At 66.8% G+C, this 20,330-nt stretch carries 19 protein-coding genes; 16 read left to right on the top strand and 3 right to left on the bottom strand.

Translation table 11 applies throughout. The features are described 5' to 3' along the window. The 13 genes from csm4 to G3480_RS19320 form a co-directional block, all read left to right on the top strand. The coding region (gene csm4, locus G3480_RS19380) for a type III-A CRISPR-associated RAMP protein Csm4 (protein WP_420824630.1) at nucleotides 1–751 on the top strand (751 nt) is incomplete at its 5' end. Continuing rightward, nucleotides 748–2,409 carry an RAMP superfamily CRISPR-associated protein gene (locus G3480_RS19375; protein ID WP_164655535.1) on the top strand — a complete coding sequence of 554 codons (1,662 nt, stop codon included), beginning with the start codon at nucleotides 748–750 and terminating at the stop codon, nucleotides 2,407–2,409. The genes csm4 and G3480_RS19375, both read left to right, overlap by 4 nt. Nucleotides 2,410–2,665: 256 nt before the next feature. Beyond that, nucleotides 2,666–2,878 (top strand): hypothetical protein, encoded by a 213-nt coding sequence (locus tag G3480_RS19370; RefSeq protein WP_164655534.1) that lies wholly within the window; start codon nucleotides 2,666–2,668, stop codon nucleotides 2,876–2,878. Beyond that, a complete protein-coding gene (locus G3480_RS19365) occupies nucleotides 2,823–3,410 on the top strand; it encodes a hypothetical protein (RefSeq protein ID WP_164655533.1) in 588 nt (195 codons plus the stop codon). Before G3480_RS19370 ends, G3480_RS19365 begins: the two co-directional genes overlap by 56 nt. Before the next feature lie 159 nt (nucleotides 3,411–3,569). Next, complete coding sequence (locus G3480_RS19360; protein ID WP_164655532.1) at nucleotides 3,570–4,052, top strand: Uma2 family endonuclease; 483 nt, start codon at nucleotides 3,570–3,572, stop codon at nucleotides 4,050–4,052. A 48-nt stretch (nucleotides 4,053–4,100) separates the two neighbouring features. Continuing rightward, the gene (locus tag G3480_RS19355; RefSeq protein WP_164655531.1) at nucleotides 4,101–5,387 is read left to right on the top strand and encodes a TIGR02710 family CRISPR-associated CARF protein; all 1,287 of its coding nucleotides are present in this window, start codon (nucleotides 4,101–4,103) and stop codon (nucleotides 5,385–5,387) included. A 104-nt stretch (nucleotides 5,388–5,491) separates the two neighbouring features. Beyond that, complete coding sequence (locus G3480_RS19350; protein ID WP_164655530.1) at nucleotides 5,492–6,679, top strand: Card1-like endonuclease domain-containing protein; 1,188 nt, start codon at nucleotides 5,492–5,494, stop codon at nucleotides 6,677–6,679. Nucleotides 6,680–6,811: 132 nt separating this feature from the next. Continuing rightward, nucleotides 6,812–7,273: an REP-associated tyrosine transposase gene (locus tag G3480_RS19345; protein WP_164655529.1), complete on the top strand. Its 462-nt coding sequence runs from the start codon at nucleotides 6,812–6,814 to the stop codon at nucleotides 7,271–7,273. A gap of 190 nt (nucleotides 7,274–7,463) precedes the next feature. Beyond that, entirely contained in the window at nucleotides 7,464–7,748 is a 285-nt protein-coding gene (cas2, locus tag G3480_RS19340) for a CRISPR-associated endonuclease Cas2 (RefSeq protein ID WP_164655528.1), read from the top strand. 2 nt (nucleotides 7,749–7,750) lie between these two features. Further along, nucleotides 7,751–8,713, top strand: a complete 963-nt coding sequence (gene cas1, locus G3480_RS19335; protein WP_164655527.1) for a CRISPR-associated endonuclease Cas1 — start codon at nucleotides 7,751–7,753, stop codon at nucleotides 8,711–8,713. A 110-nt stretch (nucleotides 8,714–8,823) separates the two neighbouring features. After that, nucleotides 8,824–9,672, top strand: coding sequence for a CRISPR-associated endonuclease Cas1 (locus G3480_RS19330; protein ID WP_164655526.1), 849 nt, complete (start codon nucleotides 8,824–8,826; stop codon nucleotides 9,670–9,672). Nucleotides 9,673–9,681: 9 nt separating this feature from the next. Beyond that, on the top strand, nucleotides 9,682–10,026 hold the full coding sequence (cas2, locus tag G3480_RS19325) for a CRISPR-associated endonuclease Cas2 (RefSeq protein ID WP_164655525.1): 345 nt from the start codon (nucleotides 9,682–9,684) through the stop codon (nucleotides 10,024–10,026). Nucleotides 10,027–11,620: 1,594 nt separating this feature from the next. Further along, nucleotides 11,621–12,325 (top strand): DUF3581 family protein, encoded by a 705-nt coding sequence (locus tag G3480_RS19320; protein ID WP_164655524.1) that lies wholly within the window; start codon nucleotides 11,621–11,623, stop codon nucleotides 12,323–12,325. On the opposite strand, the gene G3480_RS19315 is transcribed toward G3480_RS19320, so the two are convergent. Together G3480_RS19315 and G3480_RS19310 are read right to left on the bottom strand one after the other, a co-directional pair. Beyond that, nucleotides 12,313–12,936, bottom strand: a complete 624-nt coding sequence (locus G3480_RS19315; protein WP_164655523.1) for a Uma2 family endonuclease — start codon at nucleotides 12,934–12,936, stop codon at nucleotides 12,313–12,315. The genes G3480_RS19320 and G3480_RS19315 overlap by 13 nt on opposite strands. 113 nt (nucleotides 12,937–13,049) lie before the next feature. After that, complete coding sequence (locus G3480_RS19310) at nucleotides 13,050–14,258, bottom strand: hypothetical protein (protein WP_164655522.1); 1,209 nt, start codon at nucleotides 14,256–14,258, stop codon at nucleotides 13,050–13,052. A 187-nt stretch (nucleotides 14,259–14,445) separates the two neighbouring features. Between G3480_RS19310 and G3480_RS19305 the strand changes: the two genes are divergently transcribed. Further along, nucleotides 14,446–15,645: a glycosyltransferase gene (locus tag G3480_RS19305; protein WP_164655537.1), complete on the top strand. Its 1,200-nt coding sequence runs from the start codon at nucleotides 14,446–14,448 to the stop codon at nucleotides 15,643–15,645. 53 nt (nucleotides 15,646–15,698) lie between these two features. On the opposite strand, the gene G3480_RS19300 is transcribed toward G3480_RS19305, so the two are convergent. After that, a complete protein-coding gene (locus G3480_RS19300) occupies nucleotides 15,699–16,124 on the bottom strand; it encodes a thiol-disulfide oxidoreductase DCC family protein (protein ID WP_164655521.1) in 426 nt (141 codons plus the stop codon). Between the two features lie 169 nt (nucleotides 16,125–16,293). Here G3480_RS19300 and G3480_RS19295 point away from each other — a divergent pair, with 169 nt between their 5' ends. Next, nucleotides 16,294–16,650 carry a VanZ family protein gene (locus G3480_RS19295; RefSeq protein WP_164655520.1) on the top strand — a complete coding sequence of 119 codons (357 nt, stop codon included), beginning with the start codon at nucleotides 16,294–16,296 and terminating at the stop codon, nucleotides 16,648–16,650. A gap of 56 nt (nucleotides 16,651–16,706) precedes the next feature. Continuing rightward, nucleotides 16,707–20,330: exodeoxyribonuclease V subunit gamma (gene recC / locus G3480_RS19290; protein WP_164655519.1), on the top strand; the 3,624-nt coding region annotated here is incomplete at its 3' end.

The following is a 20,330-nucleotide window of genomic DNA, read 5'->3' as shown; positions in this document are numbered from 1 at the left end:
TACCCCGGTACCGAGCTGCGCCTCGTGTTTGAGGCGATCCAGTCGCATTGAATTTGGCGCCAAGTCAGGAGTTCTGCACTGCCGTTCCGACCGCGACCTGATCGCGAGCCTGTCCGACACGGCTGATAGCGCACATTCGCTCACCGAGACCCACGCCCAGCCGCACAACAGCATCGATCGCCTGACCGGGACCACCGGCGGCGCGGCCTTCGCGCCCTACACCCAGGAACAGCTCTGGTTCGCCCCGCATCTGCTGCTCGATCTCTATCTGCTCATCGACCAGACACGCCTGACCCTCGCCGAGGCCCGTCAGTTGATCGAGGACATGGGTCGCATCGGCTATGGCCGCGACGCCAGCATCGGGCTGGGCAAGTTCGAGCTGGTCGGCGAGCCCGAGCCGCGGCCATTGCCGCTGCAGTCCGACGCCAATGCCTGTTTCACGCTCGCGCCCGTCGCGCCCCAAGGTCTCGGCTTCCGCGCCGATGTCAGCCATTACGACGTCTTCACCCGCTTCGGTCGCCATGGGGACCAGGCCGTCCACACAGGCCGCCCTTTCAAGGCCCCGGTCCTGCTCGCTCAGACGGGCGCCGTCCTGTCGCCAGATCGTCTTCCGGAGCAGCCCTTCATCGGCCAGGGGCTCGGCGGCGACGCCAGTCTCAGCCGGGCGCAAGGCTACGAAGGCACGGTCCAACAGGCCTACACGCCCTGGATCGGCCTTCACCTCACCGCCGTCAGGGAGGTCGCCGCATGAGCATCGATCGTCACTGGGGCCTCAGCATCACGCCGCTGTCGCCGGTCCATCTCGGCAGCGGGCAGGACTATGAGCCCACCGGCTATGTCATCGACGACGGCGCCCTCCACGAATTCGATGGCATCGCCGCGCTCCAGGCCCTCCCGGATCAGGAGCGGGCCAAGCTCGGCCGGATCCTCGAAGGCCGGCCGACGCAGGACATGCTGCGTCAGGTGCAGACCTTCTTTCACGGCAACCGCGAGCGCTTGATCGCCGTCTCGCGGCGCTGCGTGCGGGTCAATCCCAGCGTTGAGGCGTTCTATAAGGAGCGCGTCGGCAAGGTCGTTCAGCGCGAGGAGCGCGGGCGGGAGGTCCAGAACCGGCTCGAGATCGAGCGAACGGCATTCAACCCCTGCTCGGGCGCGCCCATTCTGCCGGGGAGCGGTATCAAGGGCGCCATTCGTACTGCCTTGCTGGACCGTGAGAACGACGGCCGCGCTCTGCCGCCCGGCCTCAAGGGCGACCGCGGTGCCAACCTGAAGCTCCAGCAGCGCCTCTTTCAGTATCGGCCCGGCAAATTCGAGCTGGATCCGATGCGTCTGATCCGAATCAGCGACGCCATGGCGAACGACCCGGAGGCCACCGTCACCCAGGTCCGTTTCGCCGTGAACCGCAAGAAGACTGAGGTGCGGGTCGGCGGCAAGCTGGTCGACTCTCAGGCCGAGCAGCGCGGCCTCTACCAACTGCTGGAATGTCTGTCGCCGCTGCAAGCGCGCGGCTTCCGCGCCCAGCTATCCATCCAGGCAACCGGCGGGGTCGCGTCGAATCACTGGCCGGACGCCAACCTGCGCTTCGATGCGCAGAGCATCGCCGCCGCCTGCAATCGCTTCTACCTCCCCGCCCTCGAACGCGAGCGCAAGCGCTTGCGCGAGCGCGGCTTTCTCGACGACCAATGGGAGGACGCGATCGGCACCCTGCTCAGTGGCCCGCTGTCCCAAACGCTGTTCGAGAACCGCGCCTTCCTGCTCCGAGTCGGCCGACACAGCGGGGCGGAATCCGTCACGCTGAATGGAGTCCGGGACATCAAGATCATGAAAGGCAAAGGCGAGAAGCCGGAATACCTCAACCATGCCAAGACCCTCTGGCTCGCCGCCGACGAGCGCCTGGCACAGCGCGGCCTCCTGCCGTTCGGTTGGCTGCTGCTGGAGATCCATGGCGCGGACGAGGAGCCAGCGACCATCACCTTCCCGCAACCCATTGACGACTTCGACGCCTGGCGCGCCGATGTCGCCGCGCGCCGCGAGGGCCTGGTCGCCGATCTGGCAGCCGCCCGCGCCCGCGCCGCCAAGGCGGAACAGGAGCGACTGGATGCCGAGCGTGCGGAAGCGGAACGCGCCGAGCGACTGGCCCAGATGACGGATGAGGCACGCAAGCTCGAGTCCCTGCGCGAACTGTTCGCGCGCGACCGCGCCGCCAATCGCAAGGACAAGGGCGGCGAGCTGGCGGGTTGTTTAGCAGAGGCGCTCAAGGAAGCGGAAGCGGGCTGGCAAGGTCAGGACTGCGTCGAGCTGGCCGACCTCGCGCTCGAGATCTACGGCTTCATCGGCTGGCCGGCTTCCAAGAAGAAGCGGGAACGCCAAGAGCTGGTCAATCGCATCAGAGCGAAGTCCGGCGCATGAGTGCTGAAAAGTTGCTTGTGAGCAAACCTGGCGCACGACAGTCGGTGGGAGCGGCGCCTCGCCGCGACGAGGGGCGGCAGCCGTGGGAGCGGCGCCTCGCCGCGACGAGGGGCGCGGGGTTCGTCGCGCCGGGGCGGCGCCCCCACGAATGCGCGTCCACGCTGGGAGTGGTGCCACGGGAACCCAGAGGTTTCCAGGCAACTGCTGACGCATGCGGCACCCGAGTCGCGACGAATCACCCAGGAGGCTCAGCCGGATGACCATCCGCCGCACCATCGGCCGCCGCACCCAGCGCCCCATCGGCGTTGTCGCCCCGCCGACGCCGGAAGAGATCGCCTGGCGCGAGGCCATGGCCCAGACCCGCACTCGCGTTCCCAAGGGCGTGTTCCGCTACCGCACACAGGAGGAAGCCAATGCCGATTGGGAAAGGTGGCAGGCTGAGCTGGTTGCGGCGACTGCTCGGCGTTGAGCCGTCGCGGGCGCCGTCGCCGATCCCGGCCGATCAGTCGGCCGAGTACACGCGACCGGCGACCTGGGAAGACGTCCTCGAAACCGTTCGTCTGCTCAACCGGGAGGGTGTCCGCTATGTGCTGGTCGGTGGCTATGCCTTGGCGGCCAATGGCTACGTGCGTATGACCGAGGTCATCGATATCGCCGTCGCGCCAGATCCAGAGAACGCTGCCCGCTGGATCGCTGCCCTGGCCGATCTGCCGGACGGTGCGAGCCGGGCGCTCGCGGGTGAGGAAGATCCCTTTGAAGGCGACTACCTGCACGCGATCCGGATCAACGACGTTTTCACGGTCGACGTGCTGCCATCGGTCGCCGGGATCGGCTTCGAGGAGCTGGCGCAGCATATCGTCTGGCTCGACCTGGATCGGGAGCCTGTGCCGGTTCTGGACCTCGAGGGGCTCTTGAAGACCAAGCAAGGCGTGCGGCCCAAGGATCAGGCGGACGCGCGGATCCTCCGCGAGGCGTTGCGGCGGCTGAAAGGCAACCCCTGACGCGGCCGCATGCTCGGATCGGCGGACCGGCTGCGCTTCAGCCATCGCATCAGCGATCGCGGCGCAGGCTTGCGCCTGGCGCTTACACTTTCGCTCTTGTACTTTCAAGAGGACCGGCGCGCACGGCGCACCCGCAGGAATCAGGAAGCGAGATCACCCATGAACTGGCAAGAAGTCTGCTCTCACCCGGCGCTCAAGGACTTGCCTTTCAAGCTGGAGACCGACCGTTGGGGGCATATCGTGATGACACCGGCATCGAACCGTCACTCCTGGCTTCAGAGCGAGATCCAGGGCTTGATGCGCACGCTCGGCTGCGACGGCTACGCGGTCATCGAATGCAGTATTGCGACCTCAGGCGGGGTCAAGGTTGCGGACGTGGCCTGGGCGAGCCGGGATTTCCTGCACCGTCACGGTACCGCCAACCCCTATCCGGAGGCGCCCGAGATCGTTGTCGAGGTGCTCTCGGAATCGAACAGCCGCGCCGAAATGGACGAGAAGAAACAGCTCTACTTCGCACGCGGCGCGAGCGAATTCTGGCTCTGCCAGGGAGGCGGAGACATGCTCTTCTTCGAGCCGTCCGGCGTGATCGAGCACAGTCGGTTGATACCCGGCTTTCCAGCGCGCGTCGAGCTGCCTTTCTGAGACCCTGACCGCCAACCCTCGGCGGCTCAACAGTGATGGAGCACAGCCATGCCCAAGCCGATTCTCATCTGCACCGTCGGCGGCTCACCCGAGCCCATCCTGACGGCTATCCGCGATCTCGAGCCCGCCTTCGTGCTTTTCTTCTGTACGGGTGAAGACCCCGCGACCGGAAAGCCCGGCTCTCAGCTCATGATTCGCGGGAAAGGGACGCCCGTGAAGATCGGCCGAGACGCGTATGCCCGATATCTCCCAAACATCCCCACGCATCTAGGACTGTCCGAGGACGCCTACGAGGACACATTGGTACCTTCGGACGATCTCGATCACGCCGTTGCCATCATGACGCAGGCCATTGCCGATCTGCGCAAAGGCTTCCCGGAGGCCGCCTGCATCGCCGACTACACCGGCGGCACCAAGACCATGACCGCCGCCCTGGTCATGGCCAGCCTGGATGCCGAGGGCGTGGAGCTGCAACTGATCACGGGCGCGCGCTCGGATCTGGTGCGGGTCCGCGACGGCAGCGAGGGTCCGCTGGCCGTCAGCGCCGAGGGCATCCGGCTGCGTCGCGCCATGACGCCGCTTCTGGATGCCTGGCAGCGTTTCGGCTATGGCGAGGCGGCGGATGGCCTCGCGCGCCTGCGCAAGCCGCGCGACCCGAATCTGCGCGCCGAGCTGCAGATCGCCAAGGACCTCAGCCAGGCATTCGACGCCTGGGACCGCTTCGACCACGCTGCCGCATTGGCGCAGCTTCAGGTCTACAGCCCCCGTCTCGGCCGCGCCTGCGGCGCTTACTTGGCCGCCCTTAAAGTCATGACAGCCGAGGGTGACGCCAAGCGCTGGCCCGCGCGACTCTGGGATCTCTGGCTCAATGCCCAGCGGCGCGCCGACCAGTGCCGCTACGACGACGCCGTCGCCCGACTCTACCGGCTGCTGGAGTGGACCGCCCAGTGGCTGCTGAGCACGCACGAGATCGACACCTCCAACTTGGATCCGGCTCAGATCCCCGAGAGTCTAAACATCAGTCCCGGCCCTGACGGCAAGTACCAGGCCGGTCTGCGCAATGCCTGGGCGCTTGCCGCGCATCACCTGGGCGGCGACGTTGCCACCTTCTGGGAGACGGAGAGCAGCCATCTGCTCGACCTGCTCAAGATCCGCAACTACTCCATCCTGGCCCATGGGGATCAACCCATTGCCAGCGGTGACTGGGAGACCTTCCGCGCCTGGGTGCAATCGGCCCTGATTCCCCTCCTCGACGCTCAAAGTAAGGCGGTTGGGCTCAAGACCCTGGCCCCTCAGCTCCCGCAGCGTCCACTCTGGCGAAATCATCAATCATGAAAGGTGGGAGCGCCGCTCCGGCGCGACGAACCCAAGCGCCAACCGTCGCGGCGGGGCGCCGCGCCCACCTGCACTATTCCCACTCCTGACCCTGCGCCAAACCCATGCCAGAGCACACCCATCTCTACCTCGTCTCGAACCAAGCCACGCCGAATCTGACCCCGGCGCTCGATCCCAGCATCGCGCCCCGGCGCGTCATCCTGCTGGTCTCACCCGACATGCGCCAGCGCGCCGATTGGCTGGAGGCCGTGCTCAAGGCGCGCGGGATCGGCGTCGAGCGCTGGCCGATCCAGGACGCCTGGGATGTCGCGCACATCCAGCTCCGCGTCCTGGAACTGCTCGAAGCCGAACAAGATCGGCTGCGCGTGGGAGCGCCGCCCCGGCGCGACGACCAGCGCGAGGCCGCTATCGCCCTCAATGCCACCGGCGGCACCAAGCCCATGAGTATCGCCGCCTATGAGGCCTTCCGCGCCTATGAGCTGCCCATCTTCTACGTCCATCCCGAGCATGACCGCCTGATCTGGATGCATCCACCCGGCCGCGAGCCGGTGGACATCGCCAACCGGGTACGCATCGAGGCCTTCCTCCAGGCCCACGGCTCGCGCGTCCAGTCCATGATGACGGACGCCGTGCCCGCCGCGCGCCAGACGCTTGGCGAATGGCTGGTTGCCAATCAAGCCCGTCTCGCCAAGCCGGTTGCGACCCTCAACTGGCTCGCCCAGCAAGCCGAGCAGACCCTGCGTACCCCGGCGCTGGAGCGGCGCCATCTGCGCGACCGCTGGTTTGCCACGCTGGTCGACCACTGCGTCGAGGCGCGGCTCCTGACCCGCACCGGAGATCACCTGAGCTTTCCGGACGAAGCGGCCCGTTTCTACCTCAACGGCGGCTGGCTGGAAGAGCACGTCTTCACCCTGCTACGCGGTCTGCGCGCCGCCGGTCAGCCCATCCAAGACCTGGCGCGCAGCATCAACCTCTATCGGCTCGACCAGCGCGGCGCCGAAGTGCGTAACGAGATCGACGTCGCCTGTCTGGCCGAGAACCGCATGTACCTGGTCGAGTGCAAAACACGCCGCTGGAATGATGGGGACACCCAAGGGCCAGGTGCCGAAGCCCTCTACCGGCTCGATACCCTCGTCGACCTGCTCGGCGGTCTCCAGGCGCGCGGCATGCTCGTCAGCTACCAGCGGCTTCCCGCCGCCGTCATGCAGCGCGCCAGTGACCTCCGCATCCAAGTCTGTGCCGGCCCGCGGCTCCCCGAGCTGCACTCGGCACTGACGAGCTGGCTCGGTTGAGTGAGAGCGCCGCCGGTGGGCGCGCCGCCCCGGCGCGACTAACCCAAGCGCCAACCGTCGGGGGGGGGCGCCGCTCCCACAACCGCTCCTAAAAACCATCCCCAAAGCCGCCCCGCAAAGAAGAACCCCACCATGGACGACTACCACGCCAGCCCCTCGCCCAACCCCCACTCCCAAGACCTCCGCAAAGGCCGCTTCTCCGAACCCGGCCGTGCTTACCACATCACCACGACCACCTGGCGACGGCAGCGCATCTTCGGAGCGCTTCAGCCCGCGCGCACCCTGATCCAGTCCCTGATGCTTTCTGACCGGCTCCAACGTAGCCAGACCCTTGCCTTCGTCGTCATGCCCGACCACCTGCATTGGCTGTTCGTCCTGCGTGATGGCGCGCTCAAGGACGTCGTCGGCGCCGCCAAGTCCGTCGCCGCCCATCGGATCGGCGGGCGCATCTGGCAGCCCGGCTATCACGACCACGCGCTTCGGCAGGAAGAAGACCTGCGCACCATCGCCCGATACATCGTCGCCAACCCCAAACGCGCCGGCCTGGTCGAGCGCATCGGCGACTACCCTCACTGGGACGCCGCCTGGCTCTAGCCCGCCAGAGCCCCTCCTGTGGGAGCGCCGCCCCGGCGCGACGAACCCAAGCGCCCCCCTGTGGGAGCGCCGCCCCGGCGCGACGAACCCAAGCGCCCCCGTCTCCGTCAGAACTCCCCTCCCACCAAGCGGCCACCCCCACAAGCTTGTCAATCCAGCCCCAGCACGCCAAGGCCGCTAACCTGCCGCCATGACAGAGCGCAACCTCCACATCGCGGCCTACGACATCTCCAGCGACACCCGCCTCCGCGAGGCCCTGCGCGTGCTCAAGAGCTACGCCAGCGGACGCCAGAAGTCGGTCTTCGAGTGCTTCCTCACCGAGGCGGAGCGCGCCGGCTTGCTGGCCGAGGTCAGAGGCATTCTGAAAGCTGAGGAAGACCGCTTCGTCCTCATCCGGCTCGACCCGCGCGGCAAGATCCGGGTGCGCGGGCGCGCCGTCAAACCGACCGATCCACCCTGGTTCTACGTGGGATAATCATGACCAGCCTCTACCTCGACCGCCGCGAGACCGCCCTCAAACTGGAGGGCCGCGTGCTGTCCGTCTACATCGACGGCCGACGCGAAGGCAGCGTCCCCATCCACCTGCTCGAGCGCATCGTCTTGCGCAGCAGCGTTGCGCTCGACAGCGGCATGCTGGCACGCCTTGCCGACGCTGGCGTCGCCGTCATCGCCTTCGGTGGCCGTTTCGGCCGCAGCCAAGCCATCGTCCTGGGCGCCACGCACAATGAGGCCGCCCGCCGCATCGGGCAGATCCGCCGCTACGACGACCCGGCTTACCGTCAGCGCTGGTCCAGACGCATCGTCATCGGCAAGATCCGCGGCCAGCGCCGCCTGCTGCGCGGCGCCCTCGCGCGCCGCCCGGACCAGCGCCACGCCCTCACCAAGGCGGTCGATGCGCAAGACCAAGCGCTCGCGCGTCTGCTCGCCGAACCGGACCTCGGGGTCGATCAGGTGCGCGGCGTCGAAGGCGCCGCCGCGGCCGGATTCTTTCGCGGCTATACGCACGTCTTTGCCCCCGAGCTGGACTTCACCGGCCGCAACCGCCGGCCGCCGCGCGACCCCGTCAACGCCGCCCTGTCGCTTGGCTACAGCCTGCTGCATGCCGATGCCGCTCGCAGCCTGCAAACCGCCGGCTTGGACCCCATGGTCGGCTTCTTCCACGAGCTGGATTTCGGGCGGGCCTCCCTGGCCTCGGACCTCATCGAGCCGCTTCGCCCGCACGTCGAGCAATGGGTCTGGGAGTGCTTTCGCGAGCGCCTGCTGCGCGCCGAAGACTTCAAGCGCGATGGCGAAGGCTGCTTGCTCGGCAAGAACGCCCGTCAGCGCTACTTCGCCGCCTTCGAACGCTTCGCCCGCCCGCGCCGACGGTTGCTGCGGCGCTGGAGCGGCAAGCTTGCGGCCCAATTTGCCGAGGACGGCGGCCGCCGTCAGATCGAATAGATCGGGCGCCGTGCCTGCTTCAAACCCAAGTGCGTGCGCCATCGGATCCCCTTCCCGCACGCTCGCCGCAAGGTTTTCGGACTCAGCCAGAGCCACAGGAGTGACGCCAGATGTCAGGCCAAACCAGCTTATCCGCCCCCCTCGGCAGCACCCGAACAGACCCCGAGGACGGGCGTCCGCTCTACCTCGCGCCCAGCGAAGAGACCTGGGTCGGATTGGACGGTCCCGCCCTGCGTGTCTCCAAGCTGGAGCATGCCGACCAGCTCTTTCCGCTGCGGCGGATCGGGCGCATCCACACCAATCGGCGGGTGGACTGGGAGATGAAGGCGCTCTTGGCCTGCGCTGACCAGGGCATCCCCGTCATTTTCATGGACGACGAGGGGCAGGTCATGGCGCGCCTGCTGGGGCGGCCTGGCGAGCGCGACGAGCTGCGCAACCGGCTCATCGCCTTCCTGCTGCGGCCGGAATCGCTCGGCATGCTTCAGCACTGGATGCAGACCAGCCGACATCGGGCCGCGCGCTGGGCCGCCGGCAAGCTCCGACTGGGCACCCAGATGGCAGACGTCGCCTCGATCCGCGAGCGCATCAATCAGCAGACCCAGTCTTTCGCCGGGGAAGACGCGGCGCGCCAGACACGCCAGTGGCTTCGCGGGCTCGCCTACACCTGGATGGAAGAGCACCTGCGTGACCTCGGACTCGGCCGCACCACCGAGCTTGGCCAAGCCGGCCGGCCACCCCTGGCCGCCGAACTCACCGACATCTTCTACTGGTATCTCGAACCCGCCCGTCACGGCTGGCTCAAGCGCCGCAATCTCGCCGCCAAGCGCAAACGCCAGCCCGTGATGCCGCCCAGCCAGCGCGACGTCATCTGGCTCTTCGAGTCCCACGCCCTCAAGGCCGCCGCACGCGGACGCGAAATCACCGGAAGTCTCCACCGCTGGCTGATCCACGAAACCTGAGGCACCGCCATGGCCATTAACGCCACGCAGTTGTTCTTGCTCGCCTACGACATCGCAGACCCCAAGCGTCTGCAGCAGGTCCACCGCACCGTGCGTTCCGCGGGAATCCCGATCCAATATTCCGTCTTCCTCGTGCCAGGTCCGCCCAGAGTCATCGATGCCCTCCTGAGTCGGCTGGACGACATCATCCATCCGACCCATGACGACATCCGCGTCTATCCCCTGCCGAAGCGTCTCGAGGTGACCCGCTACGGCAGACAGCACATGCCGATTGGGCTGGATCTCATCCAGGGAGGTCACCTGCAGCAGGCCTTCCTCGATCTCGTCGGTTCCCCTGAGGCCGAAGGGTATTGATCCTAAGGAAGCGCCCATCAACTCTTTCCCGATGTGAGCGATGCCGCCCGAAATCCCCCCTAGCCCCCCTTTGCGAAAGGGGGGAAGTTGTTGATGGACGATTTCTAAATCCGGCACGCCGACGCAGTGGGAGCGGCGCCCCGCCGCGACGACGCCCGATCGTCGCGGGGCGCCGCTCCCACTGATCGAGCCCCGGCCGGATGTGACCAAGGCTCGCTGAACACTCTCCTCGCCGGAGATGTCTCCGCGTATCCCGGCTGAGAATTGGTGACTGGCACGCGAGCTGCCCGACCCTGACCCGTACCTGTGCGGAGGTTCCTAGTCCGACCCAGCCTGATTCCGCTAAACTCCGACAAGGCGATGCCTGATCGCCGCCGAGAAACCAACGTATGAGCACCATCTGCACGTCAAGTTTTCGGATCCACAAAATCTTGGGGAGTGCCCTTGTAAAGCACTACCAGAAAAGGCTTTTTTCGACGTGGCAGTTCGAATCAGAGACCCGTTCTAAAGGGGATTAAGACCGATGATGTCAGAGGCGGTTGCGGCCTCCTGCTGTTCGAATCAGAGACCCGTTCTAAAGGGGATTAAGACCTCGGGAGCTGGAGCCATCGGGCCTGGATCTGGGTTCGAATCAGAGACCCGTTCTAACGCGGTTTAAAACTACTAGGATTACCCCCTTGTTTCCCTGTCGCTGTTCGAATCAGAGACCCGTTCTAAAGGGGATTAAGACTTCTTGGACAGCCTGCACCCGATGACCCATGGGGTTCGAATCAGAGACCCGTTCTAAAGGGGATTAAGACTAATCGCGCCCCATTGGGACACACCATTGGACATCGTTCGAATCAGAGACCCGTTCTAAAGGGGATTAAGACGCTGTAAGCGTAGACACCTTCGAGCCCTGAGATAGGTTCGAATCAGAGACCCGTTCTAAAGGGGATTAAGACTCCTCCATCTCCAGGTAGACGTCGTCCCAGGTCCGTTCGCATCAGAGACCCGTTCTAAAGGGGATTAAGACCCAGCGATTACCGTCAGAAAGATGATTTCTGCGAGCGTTCGAATCAGCGCTCCGTTCGGCGTTGATCATCGGATCGCCCCGTCGGTTGAGTCGACATTGGGCATCCTTCAGGCAAGACGACGTGGGAGCGGCGCCTCGCCGCGATCGCGCGACCGTCGCGGCGGGGCGCCGCTCCCACCGGTCTTGCGCCTGGACCAAAGAATGATCGAGGCCACCCGTTCCAAAGGGGATCAAAAGAGCCTTGTGATGAGCTGTTGCGGTTCGGCGCCAAGGGCGGCTTGGCGATAGCTTCGGTCAGGCGCTCGGTGGGTGGGAGCGGCGCCTCGCCGCGAGCGGGGGTCGCGGCGGGGCGCCGCTCCTACTGTGCCGCTAGAACGGGTGCTTTTGGCGTTGGGGTGATCTGGTGTCCGGGGGATCAGGCGCGTTCGGTTTCAGGTGCGGTTAGAATCCGGGTGTTTCCATTGACCCATGCCTTGGCTGGGCAGGCTGAGCTGCCCGGACTTCGCGCGCGGTCGATGTCTTTCCCCGCCCCGATGCCAGGTCGTCGGGCTTCCCTCCCATACCTCGGAGCCATGAGCCATGTTTCTCGATCCTTTTCACGCGGCCGAAGGTGGTGCCGTTCGTGTCTCTGCGGCGCAGGGCAGTGCCTTCGCCAAGGAGGTCGCGGGCGATTTCAATCCCATTCATGATGCAGCCAATCCGCGCTTCTGCGTGCCTGGGGATCTGCTGTTCGCGCTGGTGCTAGCGAGGTTCGGCGTGGCGAGCCGGATGGCCTTTCGCTTCACGGGGATGGTGGGGGCGGATGCCGGTCTGACCTTTTCTGAGGGCGACGCGGGCGTGACGGTCGGGGCCGAGGACGGCAAGTCCTGCCTTGAGGTCGAGTCGAGCGGAGACGTCAGCAAAGATCCGGCGTTGATCGAGTCTCTGGTGCGTCGCTACGTCGCCTTCTCGGGTCAGAATTTTCCGCACATCCTGGTGCCGCTGATGGAGCAACACGGCGTGATGATCAATACCGACCGGCCGTTGGTGATCTATGAGCAGATGTCGTTCGAACTCGACCGGCTGGATTGCCCGGAGCTGGAGGTGGCGCTGGAGTCGACCGCGCTGGAGGTGAAGGGGCGACGCGGGGAGGCGCGCTTGGGCTTCGCGCTCAGCGCCGAGGGCGAGCCGGTCGGACGGGGCTCCAAGACGCTGATCCTGAGCGGGCTGCGCGACTATGAGCCCGAGGCGCTACAGGGCTTGGTCGAGCGCTATGCCGGTTGGAAGGCGGCCTATCTCGGCTGATCCGTGGTCCCTTCCGCGACCTCGCCGGGGGTCGGCTGAGCGGAAAGCGACAGGCGCTCGTAGATGTCGGCGAGCCGCAGGCTGCAATCCATGTCGGTCAAGGGGATGCTGTCGTCCGGGGCTTGATACTCGGTCAACAGCCAGCGGTTGCCGGACTGGCGGGTGAAGTGCTCGACGCGGCACTCGGTCTGGCTGACCAGCAGGTAATGGGCCAGCGAGGGGAGGTTGCGGTAGTGGGCGAACTTCGCGCCCCGATCGTCGCTCTCGGTCGATTGGGATAGCACCTCGACGATCAGCCCGGGATTGAGCAGCGTATCGACCTTGTTGTCCTCGAACCGCGGCGGCTCGCAGAGCGCGACGATGTCCGGGTAGACGTAGATCCCGGTTTCGGTGACCTTGACCCGCATGTCGTTGACGTAGACCTCGCAGGGCCGGCCGCGCAGTTGGCCATGGAACATGGCGAAGAGGTTGCCGCAGATCAGATTGTGCTCCCGGCTCGCGCCGGTCATCTCAAAGATCTCGCCGCGGATGTATTCGTGGCGTGTCTCCTGCCGCCGCTCCCACGCCAGGTAGTCCCGCGGCGTCGATCCTGATTGCGCTTGGGCACCCATTGCAGCGTCTCCGACTCGATAGACGTGCTTCATTTTGGGCAATCTCGGTCGGTAATGCGAGACCATGGCCGGTGCGCCGACGGAAGCCTTCCGCGCAGGCCGCTACGCCAGACCTACTCGCGATGCCGGTAAGGCGCGACGAAGAAGATGACGGCGAGCCCAATGAAGGCCAGCACGGCCAGGGCCGACGACAGTCGATAGGTTAGCCGCCAGCCGGTGTTGGACTTGCGGGTGATCTGGAAGTCTTCGATGTAGATGGTCTCGCAGGCGCCATTGCCGCTGTCGGTGCGGGTGGTGCTGGTGCCGCGCTGGAAGCCGCCGGCGTGGGAGTAGCGTGCGAGCTTGCCGCGGAAGCGGATCTGGTCGCCGATTTCGGCGGACTTGATGGCCTTCTGGATGTATTCGTCGTGCGAGAGCATGTGGTTATTGCTGAGCTGGTCCCAGGCGAAACCCTTGTAGGCGACAGGGTCGTTGGTGGAGATCCAGCAGGTCCAGGTGGTGTTCTTGTACTGCATGTCGCGGAAGACGCCCATCGCGACGTTGTCGCCCCAGACGACGCAGAGGTCGCGGATGTTGATGAAGTCCTTCCAGTCCTTGAAGTGGTAGATGTCCCAGAAGGCGTCGCTGTCGTGCAGGCTGACCACCACGCCGTCCAGCTCATAGTCGAAGAGGGGCTCGATGGTGTAGATGACGTCGTTGGCCTCGATCTGGAAGGGCTCGGCGTCCGTCGGCTCTTGCCTGGGCGCTTGGAGTTCGGTCAGGTCATAGAGGCTCGGCGGCGGCAGCTGATCCTTCTGCCAATGGCTCCAGATGGCCAGCCCGACACTGGATAGGAAGACCAGCAGCAGGAGCTGGTTGACCAGTCGGTAGGGGAAGCGGTCTTGCTTGGGGATCGCGGCGGCCTCGGCCCGCGCTTGTGTTGCGCGACGCTCCATCTGCTCCAGCTTGGCGTATACAATTCCGCAATTCACGCAGCGATCACCCGGCGGCTGCTCGAAGTCGCATTTGGGACAGCGCATGGTGACGGGCGCCACGTCCAGCTGCGGCGGCGATTTGAAGACGTCGGCGGCGGGCTTGGGCGCGACCGACTGGGCCGCCTCTTCGCGCAGTTCGCAGCCGATACCGGCCTGCTCGAAGCGGCTCTGAGCCTCCCGCGCGCGCTCCTGGCTCAGCAGGCCCTTGAGCGGCCTGGGCTTGCCGTTCAGTGCAGCGTCCGCTTGCGGGAGCGAGAGCCTGAGGAGTTCGGCCAGTGCGGCGACGGCTTCATGGCGCCGCGCGCTGGGCAGGATCTCGCCGGTGAGGATCAGGGAATAGCGCTTCATGCAGGTCTCTCGGCTGGCGGTGCCTGGGACAGGTTTCCGGCGAGCATCTTAGGTCGTTCGGCGGATGCGGACTGGGGCGCGCTCGACAAAACGGGCAGCGGATGCCTTGACCCATGCACGCACGAGCCCTGGCAGCGTGCCGAGATCGACTTCCACGAGTAACTCAGTGTCTGAACGCCCTCATCCAATGGGGATCGACCCCCATCGTATCGCCTGCTTCTTCTCGACCTCCGGGCACAGCGGGGTCGACCGCGCGGCAAAGCATCTCATCCCCGCCTTGGCGCGGCGCGGCTACCAGGTGGATCTCCTCAAGGTGCGCCGACATGGCCCCAATCTGCCCGAGATCCCGGAGGCTGTCCGGGTCATCGATCTTGGCTCGCGTCACACGCTGGCCTGTCTGCCTGCGGTCGCGCGCTATCTGCGATCCGCGCGGCCCGCTGCCATGCTCTCGGACAAGGACCGGGTGAACCGCGTTGCCCTCTTCGCGCGCGCCTTGGCCCGCGTGCCGACGCGGCTGGTGCTGCGCTCGGGCACGACCATCTCGATCGACTTGGCGACGCGGGGCGCGCTGGAGCGCTGGGTGCAGCGCAATTCGATGGGGAGGCTCTATCCCTTCGCCGATCAGGTGATCGTGGCGTGCCAAGGGGTGGCGGACGACCTGGCGGCTTACACCGGACTCGCACGCGAGCGGATCCGCGTCGTGCCGCCGCCGGTGATTCCCGAAGACCTGCTGGAGGCGGAGCTGCCGCGCCCCGACCACCCCTGGTTCGCACAAGCCGACAAGCCGCTCATCCTCAGCGCCGGAGAGCTGTGCAGCCGCAAGGATTTCGAGACCCTCATCCGCGCCTTTGCCCGACTGCGCTCGGAGCGCCCCTGTCGGCTGATGATCGTTGGCCGAGGCGGTGCGCGGGAGCGACTGCTGGCGCTCGCGCGCGAGCTTGAGGTGGCCGAGGACGTCGCGCTTCCGGGCTATGTCGACAATCCCTACGCCTACATGGCCCATGCGGATCTCTTCGCCTTCACCTCGCGCTGGGAAGGGCTGGGGTTCGTGCTCATCGAGGCCTTGGCGGTGGGCACGCCGGTCGTCTCAACGGACTGCCCGAGCGGTCCGAGTGAGATCCTGGAGGGCGGCCGCTATGGCCCTTTGGTTCCGGTGGGCGACGATGTGGCGCTGGCCGCGGCGATGGCAGCGACCCTGGAAGATCCCCTGCCGGCGGCGCAGTTGAAGCAAGCGGCCCGGCGCTACGAGATCGAGGCCAGCACGGATGTCTATCTGGACGCGCTGGGGCTGGCGCCGCAGCCCATGCGCGGGAGCGCCGCCCCGGCGCGATTGGAGCCGCTGCGACCGGTCGATCGCGGCGAGGCGCCGCTCCCACCAGAGCCGTAGCATGGGCGTGCCCATCATCGCAGCTCAAGGCCCGAGCGCGGACTTTGTGGATCCTACTGGCTGCCGGCTTCGACATCGGCGGGAGGGATGCCGCAGCTGTCCTCCGTGCAGCCTTGCCGAATGCGCCGCCGGGCAAACCAGACATAGCCGCGTTCAAGCAGCCCCTGGAGCCGCAAGGCGCGGACGATCCCGGCGAGATGGCGCCAGCCGGGCATTGCGGACCAGAGCAGCAGAAAGGCCGCCGCGCCTGTGCGGATCTGCGTCCCTTCCAGCACATGGAAGCGGGCCATGGCCTCCTCCAGCGAGATCCCGAAACGCGCTGGGGCGCCCTGATCGGCGTGGATGTCGATCCACTCCAGCGGTCGGCGCGGTTGCAGCCGCTGGTAGAGTGCGATCTCGCGCCGGCAGAGCGGACAGCCGCCGTCGTAGAGCACGCGCAAGGGGGGCTGGCATCCCGTCGTCGGGCGATCCTGTTTCATGTCTGGGTTTCCTCTTGGCGGCACCCTGTGACGGGGCGCGGCGTCTGTCAGGTTTGAGTGCGTGGGTCAGCACGCTGCTCATCCGCCAGGTCGGCATGATGATCCTGGCTGGCAATTCGGTGAGAATGCGTCATCTTCACTGCTTTCCAATGGTCTCCGCGTCAGGATGATGTCTGCCGAATCGCTCCGTCCGGTCTTCAAGCTCGCGCTCGCGGTCTGCGTGATCGCCGTCGCCTATCTCGCCTTCGCGCCGCTCGAGACGCCGCCGCTCTTCACCTACGACAAGAGCAACCATCTGCTCGCCTTCTTCGTCATGGCTTGGCTGGCGGACATGAGCTGGCCAGGCCGGCGTTATGCGCTGTCGCGCTGGGGCTGGCTGCTGGCCTATGGCATGCTGATCGAGCTGGTGCAGCGCGAGCTGCCGTTGCGGGAGTTTTCCTTGCTGGATTTCGCGGCCGATGCCTTGGGCATCGGGCTCTACAGCATCGGGCGGGCCGCCCTCAACCGCTTTCGTTTCGAACACTGATACCCCGAGGCCTGTCGCGGCAGGCCCTTCTCTAGGTCATCAAGCTGGAGGTCGTCATGGAGACTGGACAGGTCGCTCGGGCCGCGGATTGGCCCACTGGCTTCATGCTCATCCAGGGCAATCGGCTGGAGGATCTGCGCAGCCTCATGGTCACCTGGATGCGGCGCTATCCGCTGGCGCCGCTGGAGGATGAGGTGATCCTGGTCCAGAGCAACGGCATTGCGCAGTGGCTCAAGCTGGCCCTGGCCGCGAACCCCAGTGAGAACCCCGCGGCTGAGAACTGGGCTGGCGACGACCTGGGCGGAGGCTGCGGGATCGCCGCCGCCATGCAGGTCATGCTGCCGGCGCGCTTCATCTGGCAGGCCTATCGCGATGTGCTCGGCGACCTGCCGGAAAGCTCGCCCTTCGACAAGGCGCCGCTGACCTGGCGCCTCTTTCGGCTCTTGGGTGATCTCTCCCCTCAAGCGTCCGATCTCCAGGCCTGTTTGGCGCCGCTGCGCGGATTCATGGCGGGCGATGACGAGCCCAAGCGCCGCTACCAGCTCGCCGCGCGGCTGGCCGACCTCTTCGATCAGTATCAGGTCTACCGTGCCGATTGGCTGGAGGCCTGGCAGTCTGGCGAGGACGTGCTCATTCGACCCAAGGGGCAGCGCGATCCGGTGCCGGATGCCCAGCGCTGGCAGCCGCTGCTGTGGCGGACCCTGACGGCGGATGTCGCCGCCGAGGCCGCGCCGGACGCCGCCCAGCTCGATCGCGCCAGTCGGGCGGAGGTGCATCGGGTCTTCCTGCGCACGCTGGCCGGCGGGGAGTCTGGTGCGGCGGGGCAGGGGGCTTACGAGCTTCCGCGCCGCGTCATCGTCTTCGGCATCTCCTCCCTCCCGCACCAGATGCTGGAGGTGCTGGAGGCGGTCTCCAGCCATGCGCAAGTCATGCTCTTCGTCCTCAATCCCAGCCAGCACTACTGGGGCGACATCATCGAGGGCCGCGAGCTGTTTCGGCAGCGCTATCGCCGCCATGCGGACCGCAAGGTCCCGGAGGCGCTGGACGAGACCCAGTGGCACCTGCACGGCCACCCGCTGCTGGCGGCCTGGGGCAAGCAGGGTCGCGACTACATCCGCCTGCTCGACGAGCACGATCAGCGCGAGCGCTACGAGGGTCACTTCCAGTCCCAAGACCTGTCGATCGACCTCTTCGACTCCCCCGGCGACCAGACCCTGCTGCAACAGCTCCAGGACGACATCCTCGAACTGCGCCCGCTGCACGAGCGTCAGGCGCTCGGCGCCCGCATCGACCCCGTTCAGGACCGCAGCATCGCCTTTCTGGTCGCCCATGGCCCGCAGCGCGAGGTCGAGATCCTGCACGACCAGCTGCTGGATGCCTTCGCGCAGTCGGCCAAGCAGGGAAGGCCGCTGCAGCCGCGCGATGTCCTGGTGATGGTGCCGGACATCGACGTCTACGCCCCGCATATCCAAGCCGTCTTTGGGCGGCTCGGCCCCGAGGATCCGCGCCATATCCCCTTCAATGTCTCGGACCAGGGCCAGCGTCGGCGCAACCCGCTGCTGATCGGACTGGAGACCCTGCTGGGTCTGCCGCGCGCCCGCTTCGCGGTCAGCGAGCTGCTCGACCTGCTGGACATCCCCGCCCTGCGCGAGCGCTTCGGCATCGGCGAGCCGGATCTGCCCCGGCTGCGCGGGTGGATCTCCGGCGCCAACATCCGTTGGGGGCTGGACGCCAAACAGCGGGCCGCCCTCGGGCTCCCGGACGGGCTGGAGCAGTGCACCTGGCGCTTCGGCCTGCGGCGCATGCTGCTCGGGTTCGCGACCGGCGGTGCCGGGGCCTGGCGGGGCGTCGAGCCCTACGACGAGATCGGCGGGCTGGAGGCCGCCTTGGTCGGCCCGCTGGTCCAGCTTCTGGAGATGCTCGAGCACTATTGGCAGGCGCTGCAGTCGCCCAGGACGCCGGGTGATTGGGCGGCGCTGGTCTCGCAGTTGCTGGCGGACGGCTTCAGCGCAGTGAGCGACGCGGACGGCTTGGCCATCGCCCAGGTCGAGCAGGCGCTGGAGCAATGGGTGGCGGATTGCCGCAGCGGTGGGCTGGATGGCGAAGCCCTGCCGCTGGACGTCTTGCGGGACGCGCTGCTCGCCGCGCTCGACCAGCCGACCCTCACTCAACGCTTCCTAGCCGGTTCGGTGAACTTTGCGACCCTAATGCCGATGCGCGCCATCCCCTTCCGCCAGGTCTGGCTGCTCGGCATGAACGACGGCGACTACCCGCGCAGCCGCCGTCCGCCCGACTTCGACCTCATGGCGGGCGACTACCGCCCCGGCGACCGCTCGCGCCGCGAGGACGACCGCTACCTCTTCCTGGAGGCCCTGCTCTCGGCGCGCGAGCGGCTGGTGATCAGCTGGGTGGGGCGCGGCATTCGCGACAACAGCCCGCGTCCGCCTTCCGTGCTCGTCGGCCAGCTGCGGGATCACATCGCCGCCGGCTGGCAGGCCGGAGAGGAGGGGGCCTCCTTGCTCGACGCCCTGACCACGGAGCATCCGCTGCAACCCTTCAGCCGCCACTACTTCACGCCCGAGCAGCGTCCGCAGCTCTTCACCTATGCCGCCGAATGGCGCAGCGTCCACGACCTGCCGACTCAACCAGGCCCGTCACAGGCCCTTTCGGTCTGGATGCCGGAAGGGCCGATTGGTTTCAAGTCGCTCGTGCCTTTCCTCAAGTCCCCCGTCGATGCCTTCTTCAACGAGCGCCTGCGTATCCCATCGCCGGAGGACGCCGAGGGTCTGGCGGATGTCGAGACCTTCGCGCTGGATGGGCTGGGCACCTGGCAGCTCAAGGACGAGCTGATGGCGCAGGCGTTCGCGCCCGGTTTGACCGAGGAAGCCTTGGATGCAGGGTTGCGCGCCGGTATCCAGCGCTTCCAGGCCCAGGGCCGGCTCCTGGAGGGCAGCTTCGGCGAGCTGATGGGGGACGGGCTCATCGAGACCTTGCCCGAGCTTCACGCGTCTTGGCTGTGCGCCCTCGCGCGATGGCCGCGCCCATTGGAGCGGCCGCTCCTGGTCCAACTCCAGGTCCAGTTGCCCGACGGCGGCTTGTTGAGTCTGGAGGACAGCATCGTCGGGCTGCGCGAGGGCGACGACGGTCGTGGTCAGGTGTTGCTGCAAACCAGCGGCCTGACCAAGAACCGCAGGTACCAGTGGCGCAACGCCATCCGGCCCTGGCTGTTGCATCTGGCGGCCCAGCTCGACGGTGAACCTGTGACCACCAGCCTGCTGACTCCCTCGGGCAAGGCGTCGTTTGCGCCCCTGCCGGCGGAAGCGGCGCGGGCCGCGCTGGAGCGCCTGCTTCTTGCATGGTGGCGGGGCATGCAGTCGCCCCTGCCGGTCTGCTTGAATACCGCCATGGCCTGGCTCGACTGCGACGGGCCGAGCGCGATCGGGGATGAGGACGTGGATCTCGACAAGGCCTGGGACAAGGCGGCTGGCGCGTTCGAGCGAGACCTGCAGTACAGCGCCTACCTGGGCCGCTGTTACGACAGCTTCGATGCCTTGTGGCAGGCAGGCCAGAGCAACCAGGAAGAGGAAGCCAGCCTCGTGGGGGGGCCCCCCCCCCCCCCCCCGGCCCCCCCCGCCCCCGCCCGCGCCGGGGGGGGGCCGCCCCCCCCCCCGCGGCCGCCG

It is taken from the genome of Thiorhodococcus mannitoliphagus (assembly GCF_010915725.1).
Classification (GTDB): Bacteria; Pseudomonadota; Gammaproteobacteria; order Chromatiales; family Chromatiaceae; genus Thiorhodococcus; species Thiorhodococcus mannitoliphagus.
This window is presented reverse-complemented; position numbering and strand designations above follow the sequence as displayed.

Coding starts and splice junctions, on each gene's coding strand:
- G3480_RS19375 (WP_164655535.1), top strand. CDS start 748: ATGAGCATCGATCGTCACTGGGGCCTCAGCATCACGCCGCTGTCGCCG.
- G3480_RS19370 (WP_164655534.1), top strand. CDS start 2,666: ATGACCATCCGCCGCACCATCGGCCGCCGCACCCAGCGCCCCATCGGC.
- G3480_RS19365 (WP_164655533.1), top strand. CDS start 2,823: ATGCCGATTGGGAAAGGTGGCAGGCTGAGCTGGTTGCGGCGACTGCTC.
- G3480_RS19360 (WP_164655532.1), top strand. CDS start 3,570: ATGAACTGGCAAGAAGTCTGCTCTCACCCGGCGCTCAAGGACTTGCCT.
- G3480_RS19355 (WP_164655531.1), top strand. CDS start 4,101: ATGCCCAAGCCGATTCTCATCTGCACCGTCGGCGGCTCACCCGAGCCC.
- G3480_RS19350 (WP_164655530.1), top strand. CDS start 5,492: ATGCCAGAGCACACCCATCTCTACCTCGTCTCGAACCAAGCCACGCCG.
- G3480_RS19345 (WP_164655529.1), top strand. CDS start 6,812: ATGGACGACTACCACGCCAGCCCCTCGCCCAACCCCCACTCCCAAGAC.
- cas2 (WP_164655528.1), top strand. CDS start 7,464: ATGACAGAGCGCAACCTCCACATCGCGGCCTACGACATCTCCAGCGAC.
- cas1 (WP_164655527.1), top strand. CDS start 7,751: ATGACCAGCCTCTACCTCGACCGCCGCGAGACCGCCCTCAAACTGGAG.
- G3480_RS19330 (WP_164655526.1), top strand. CDS start 8,824: ATGTCAGGCCAAACCAGCTTATCCGCCCCCCTCGGCAGCACCCGAACA.
- cas2 (WP_164655525.1), top strand. CDS start 9,682: ATGGCCATTAACGCCACGCAGTTGTTCTTGCTCGCCTACGACATCGCA.
- G3480_RS19320 (WP_164655524.1), top strand. CDS start 11,621: ATGTTTCTCGATCCTTTTCACGCGGCCGAAGGTGGTGCCGTTCGTGTC.
- G3480_RS19315 (WP_164655523.1), bottom strand. CDS start 12,936: ATGGGTGCCCAAGCGCAATCAGGATCGACGCCGCGGGACTACCTGGCG.
- G3480_RS19310 (WP_164655522.1), bottom strand. CDS start 14,258: ATGAAGCGCTATTCCCTGATCCTCACCGGCGAGATCCTGCCCAGCGCG.
- G3480_RS19305 (WP_164655537.1), top strand. CDS start 14,446: ATGGGGATCGACCCCCATCGTATCGCCTGCTTCTTCTCGACCTCCGGG.
- G3480_RS19300 (WP_164655521.1), bottom strand. CDS start 16,124: ATGAAACAGGATCGCCCGACGACGGGATGCCAGCCCCCCTTGCGCGTG.
- G3480_RS19295 (WP_164655520.1), top strand. CDS start 16,294: ATGTCTGCCGAATCGCTCCGTCCGGTCTTCAAGCTCGCGCTCGCGGTC.